Below are 6,000 nucleotides of genomic sequence, written 5' to 3'. Positions count from 1 at the left end.
TGCCTCTTTCCCCATAGACCCCCCGCCAAGGCCCCGCGGCTTCCTCCTTCCGAGGTTTGTCAACGCGGACCGATGCCTGCTCCGCGGCAACCGCCACACAGCGGCCCGCATCGAAAAACCTTCAGGGAGAGCCGTCGTTCGGCGCAAGCGCGAGATTTCTGCCTCTAACCTCGAAAGCGGACTTTAATCGTCCGATATGACCAAGATAGGCTGCCATCGTCAGGAAGGCGGGAAGCTGCCACAGGCTGCGTCTTGAGCGATGGTCCGGTGGAGCGCGAAGGAAGATGCCGCCGGCCGGGTTTTCCGTGCGACTGCGAGCGCCATCCTCAACAACTGTGGCTTTGATCTGGAGGTAATTGAGGCAGCGCTGCACGCACCAAGACCGGAATGCTATCCGCAGAACGTGCAACGTACTGGGATCAGCAGATCAAGCTGATGAAGGAGTGGGGTGACCTTGTGGATGGACTCCGGACTATGTGAGGTTGCTTATCACCAAAAAGCAAGCACCGCATGGAGCTTGCGGATAGCGAAAATCAACTTCAGGTGGTATGATATCAATATAACCTTTCAAGGGTATTGGTATGAAGATAAAATCTATTGAAATAAAAAATTTCAGGTCCATCAGAGATGAAACCATTGATTGCTTAGGGTTCAATACGTTCGTCGGGCCAAATGGTTCTGGGAAATCCACAGTCTTGAATGCGCTGAATGTGTTCTTTGGAGAAATCGCTTCCTTTTCCGAAGATGATTTTCATAACCGTGACACATCCAACCCGATCATCATCAAGCTTACGTTCAACGAACTGAGCGACGGGGCAGTTGAGGAGTTCAAGCACTACGTTCGAGCTGGGAAGCTTGTTGTTCAGGCAGAAATAACTGCTGACGGTGATGGCTCATTCAAGAAAGTTATCCGCGGTGAGCGCCTGATCTTTGAGCCTTTCCGTCCGTTTTTCGAGGGTAAAAACGCGTCGGAGCGAGGAGCAATTTTTCGGGGGTTGCGGGAAAAATTTTCTGAAATCGAAAACGCAACCAACGATGAGGGGCGCAAGGCGGCCATCGCGGCGTACGAGGAGGCTCTCCCGGAAGCTGATAAGGCTCTCACCAAGAGTGGTGCAGAATTCTTTGGCGTCAGCAAAGGTGCCCATAAATTCCAACGGCATCTTAACTGGGTCTATGTACCTGCAGTTAAAGATGCGATCAGCGAATCCGAAGAAGCTAAGTCATCGCACCTCGGGCGGTTAATCCAGCACACAATACGATCTGGAATGGACTACGAAAGTGAGCTGGCAAGGATCCGAGAGGAGGCACTGGAGGCATACGAGACTCTGCTAACCGGCCAGCGTACTCATCTCACAACTCTTCAAAAACGTCTCGCATCAAGGTTACAGGCTGCAGTCACCGCCGAGACCGACCTCACGCTCGATTGGAAAAAAGAAGACAAATCGGTTTCGGTGCAAGATCCGGTGGCCCAGGTGCTCTTGTCCGACCGTGGTTTCTCAGGTGAGGTAAACAAGTTCGGGCACGGTCTCCAGCGCTCGTTCCTGCTTGTAATCCTTCAAGAACTGATGGCCGTGGACAGCGATGTGAGCCCTACCCTGATCCTCGGGTGCGAAGAACCAGAACTGTATCAGCATCCACCGCAAGCAAAACATCTGGCGGCGGTGCTTATGGAGCTTTCTGGCGGTGACGCGCAGGTGTTTATCACCACGCATAGCCCTTATTTCATTGATGTCGACCACTATGAGGGCATCAAAATGTTCCGGAACATTTCTGGAGCGGCCTCGGTGTCGAAGTCCTCATTTTCAACAATTCTGACCGGCTACAATGGGGCATTCGAGCGCCCGCTGCGAGATGAGGATCAGGCACGAACCAAACTTGCGATACAGACGCAGCCGAAGTTCAATGAAGTCTTCTTCGCAGATAAAGTTGTTTTGATTGAAGGAATTTCTGACCAAGCCTGCTTCGAGACATTTCTTAGGTCATGTTGACAAAGTGGATTCACAAATCAGTTGATCCGTGATTCAAGACTGTCTTTTGGGAGGCAGCCTTGGCACGTGGCGATTTGACCGACGCGGAATGGGAATTGATCGAAGCATTGCTTCCGCCGGAGCGGGGCCGAAAGTCCCGTCCAGCTCAGGATAACCGCCGTTATCTGAATGGTATGCTGCATGTGCTGCGCGTTGGCTGCCCCTGGCGCGACATGCACGAGCGCTACGGGAAATGGAACTCGGTCTATGTGCGCTTTCGCCGGTGGGCAGAGCAAGGCGTCTGGGATGGTCTGCTGGAAACGCTGGTGGATCTCGGGCTCACCGATGACTGGCAACACATGATCGACAGCACCACAATCCGCGGTCACAGTCAGGCCGCCGGCGCAAAAGGGGGACTCATAAGGAGGCTTTTGGTCGATCACGCGGCGGCTTTACGACGAAAATCCACGCCCGAACGGACGGTCAAGGACGCCCTCTCGGCTTTGTCCTGACAGGCGGTGAAGCATCCGACTACAGCGCCGTTCCCGCCCTGTTGGATATGCCTTTCCGCAAGCCTCGGCTGTTCCTGGCTGACAAGGGATACGATGGTGATGCAGTGCGCCAAAGCCTGCTGCTGGCTGGCATCAGCCCTGTCATTCCCCCAAAGTCAAACCGCAAGGAACCGATACCTTGCGACTTCCGGGCCTACAAGGACAGGAACCGGATCGAGCGAATGTTCAACAAGGTCAAACAGTTCCGCAGGATCGCTACACGATACGACAAGACCAAGGCGTCCTTCGCCGCTTTCCTCAATCTCGCAGCCGCACGCATATGGCTACGTGACTTTGTCAACAGAACCTAGGCTCTCCGGGCGGAAAACAGAATTTCAAAAATCGGGCACATCTCTGGTCGTTTGCGAGGGAAAGAGCAGTCTAGCCTTGATGTTATTGATTGCGAAAGACTTTCAAATACCATGCCACGTTGTCTTCGATTGTGATGGAGGTAGCGACGAAAAGTACCATGCTGAACATATCCGAGATAATAACGCTATTTTTCAGTTGATGGGCAGAGCTTCTTTGGAAGGTTTTCCTGCTGCACATGTCAAAGAGGCAGACCTTACCGCTTGGGTCGATACCATTGAAGCGGTTTTGGAAGATGAGTTTGGCCTAGACAAACTGACGTTTCATCAGGCGGGTTCTGATGCGGTAGGCTATCTCAAGAACTCAAGAAAGAACCCTCTGTTCGTTGCTGCAGCGATGAAGGCGGCATGGGACGCTGGAAGAAGATTCTCTGTGGTCGACGACGTGGTGACCAATATCTTGAAGTAGTGGAGCTCTATAAGTGCTTGCTTTCGTCCGCAGCGAATGTCTCCTGCGACGGGTCGCATCGCAGCATCAATGTGCGATGGTGAATGACCGCTCTAGCCCGAAACCTATTACTGTCTTGATCCGTGTGAATGTCTGCTGTTCGGGAACATCTCATTTGCGGCAAATGGTCAATTCGGGGAGGCAATTCGGTCATTCGTTGAGAAACCGTCCTGTCAGGGCCCGTAGCCGAAGCGGGTGCAATAATTTCGTCCAGCCGGACCGGCAGCCTCTCGGAAGACAGCGACAACCACCGGCCCTCCGTCACCTATCCTTCTGGACGGGACCGCGGGTTTCCTCGGGGAGCTTTCGGTTCAATCGAGGGAGAGTCTCTGTGCAACACGGGTCGTGCCGTGTTCAGGATGTGACCGGAGCCAGTGCTTGCCACTTCTTCCGATAGGCGGATGCGGAGATCCCGACGCGCTTTCGGAAAGCGGACCGGAAACTCGAGGGCTCGGAATATCCGATCTCGGCGGAAATTTCCTCGATGGGCATCGCTGTCGTCTCGAGCAACTGCTTGGCTTCCTCGATACGCAAGGTCTGCACATAATCCGCCGGCGCCTGTCCGGTCGCCTTCCTGAAGCGGCGCAGAAAGCCGCGCTCGGTCATCTTGGCCAGATCCGCCATGGCTGCCACGGGTCGGGGTGTATGGTAGTTCTGCGCCGCCCAGACCTGCACCTCCGCAATCTGCTGATCGTCATGCTGCCGCCCCGAAGCCAGGGAGGCATAGGGCAGTTGGCCCTGGTGATGTGGATCGATCAGATAGACCTTGGCGATTCTGCGGGCCTCGTCCGTCCCGGCGAACCGCCCGATCAGATACAGCATGAGATCCGCCCAGGCAGAGGCGCCCCCCGCGGTGACGACCCGGTGACCTTCCCCCGCCGGGACGAGGATGCGTTCGCGGCACACCTTCACTTGAGGGAAATTTCGCCCAAGCATGTCCGCAAAGCCCCAATGGGTCGTTGCTTCCTTGCCGTCCAGCAGCCCCGCTGCCCCCAGAAGGACCGCGCCGGAGCAGACGGAGGTGACAATGACGCCGCGCGCATGGGCTTCGCTGAGCCAGTCGGCAATCGGGCGTAACTCCTCAGGGAGGCCGCCATTCGGGTCGAGGTGCAGCTCGGACACGATAACCAGATCGGGTTCCGGCGCTTCGGTCAGCATGCCGTCGGGCGTGATCTTCCGCCCGTTCACGTCCCAATAAAGCGCACCGTCGATGGTTCTGAGGCTGACCTGAAAAAGCGGCACTTGCGCCGGCAAGCCGTGCAGCATTTCCCAGTCACGGCCCACGGACGCCAGCACGTCGAGGATCGAGAACAGCACGGATGTTCCGGCAAGGCGTGATCCGATAACGATCGTATTGTAACTTTTTTTGTCCAAAAGGCGTCTTTCCAGGTCCGATTATCACCGGTTCGTTCTCTTTCTCTTCTAACGCGGTTTGCGGGACTGGTCCATCACCATGGCCAGGACAGCGGCGGATCGTGCCGCGCCTCCCCAACGCAGGAGCACCGGATGACCTACCAGAACCCAAACCATGCATTCGATGACGCGAAGGCCGAGGCCTTCGCGGAACGGTTTGTCGGAACCCTGAACGAAGCGGCACTTGCGGTCATGACCTCTCTGGGTCACCGCGCCGGACTCTTCGATGCGCTTGCGGCCAATCCCGGACACACGTCGCAGGGGCTTTCGGAGCGGGCCGATGTCAACGAGCGCTACCTGCGCGAATGGCTGGGCGTGATGGTGACGTCGGGCGTGGTCGATTACGATCCGCTGGCAGCCGGTTACACGTTGCCACCGGAGCACGCTGCCTTTCTGACCCGGAACGCCAGCCCGGACAACATGGCCGTCACGACCCAGTTCATCGGCATCGCGGCGTCCGTCGAAAACGCGCTGCTGGAGCGGTTCCGCAGTGGCGAGGGCCTTTGCTACCACCATTTTGACCGCTTCCATCAGGTGATGGCCGAAGACAGCGCACAGCTGGTCGTCGCGCATCTCGTGGACGCTATCCTGCCGGTGGTGCCGGGCCTGATCCAGCGCCTGGAGGAGGGCATCGACGTGGCCGATTTCGGCTGCGGAGGAGGCCTGGCGATGATGGCGCTGGCCAGGGCGTATCCGGACAGCCGCTTTCACGGGTTCGATCTTTGCGAAGACGCTTTTGCCGAGACGGCCGTCAAGGCCAGACGGGAAGGTCTGGAGAACCTGTACTTCGAGGCGCGTGACCTGTCCTGTGCGGATGAAGTTGGCAGGTTCGACCTGGTGACTGCCTTCGACGCTGTTCACGATCAGGCGGATCCCAGGGGATTCCTGCGTCTCATCCGGCAGTCACTGCGGTCGGGCGGCGTCTTCCTGATGCAGGATATCGGGGGCTCGCGGGACCTGGAAAAGAACATCGCAAATCCCTTCGCACCGCTCTTGTACACGATCTCGAGCATGCACTGCACACCGGTCTCCATCGGCCAGGGCGGTCCGGGGCTGGGGGCGATGTGGGGTGTGGAGACGGCTGAAGAGTTCCTTGCCGATGCCGGCTTTGCTTCGGTCAGGATGCACCGGCTGCCGCACGATCCCATCAATGCCTATTTCACCGCCCGGATCTGATCGGGCACCGGCAGGGACACATGACATGACGGTGAAATTCCCCTTCGCCGGACCTATGCAGACCTCTCGCGGCTCTC

The 6,000-nt window shown here is 57.1% G+C and carries 5 protein-coding genes; 4 read left to right on the top strand and 1 reads right to left on the bottom strand.

Going from position 1 to position 6,000, the window contains the following annotated elements:
* Positions 1-581 precede the first annotated feature (581 nt).
* From DCO57_RS10395 to DCO57_RS10385, 3 genes are all read left to right on the top strand, one after another.
* The gene (locus DCO57_RS10395) at positions 582-1,988 is read left to right on the top strand and encodes an ATP-binding protein (protein WP_116698813.1); all 1,407 of its coding nucleotides are present in this window, start codon (positions 582-584) and stop codon (positions 1,986-1,988) included.
* 59 nt (positions 1,989-2,047) lie between these two features.
* Positions 2,048-2,829 (top strand): IS5 family transposase gene (locus DCO57_RS23785; protein WP_244287922.1). Its coding sequence is split into 2 segments (ribosomal slippage): positions 2,048-2,384 and positions 2,384-2,829, totalling 783 coding nucleotides; the frame shifts between segments, so codons are not numbered across the junction.
* Entirely contained in the window at positions 2,807-3,295 is a 489-nt protein-coding gene (locus DCO57_RS10385; protein WP_347876553.1) for a TOPRIM nucleotidyl transferase/hydrolase domain-containing protein, read from the top strand. Before DCO57_RS23785 ends, DCO57_RS10385 begins: the two co-directional genes overlap by 23 nt.
* Positions 3,296-3,688: 393 nt before the next feature.
* Here the strand turns inward: DCO57_RS10385 and DCO57_RS10380 are convergent, their stop codons facing one another.
* Positions 3,689-4,708, bottom strand: a complete 1,020-nt coding sequence (locus tag DCO57_RS10380) for a helix-turn-helix domain-containing protein (protein WP_116698811.1) — start codon at positions 4,706-4,708, stop codon at positions 3,689-3,691.
* A 132-nt stretch (positions 4,709-4,840) separates the two neighbouring features.
* On the opposite strand from DCO57_RS10380, the gene DCO57_RS10375 reads away from it, so the two are divergent.
* The gene (locus tag DCO57_RS10375; RefSeq protein WP_116698810.1) at positions 4,841-5,923 is read left to right on the top strand and encodes a methyltransferase domain-containing protein; all 1,083 of its coding nucleotides are present in this window, start codon (positions 4,841-4,843) and stop codon (positions 5,921-5,923) included.
* The last annotated feature ends 77 nt before the right edge of the window (positions 5,924-6,000 follow it).

The sequence above is a fragment of the Labrenzia sp. 011 genome (assembly GCF_003075075.1).
GTDB lineage: Bacteria > Pseudomonadota > Alphaproteobacteria > Rhizobiales > Stappiaceae > Roseibium.
This window is presented reverse-complemented; position numbering and strand designations above follow the sequence as displayed.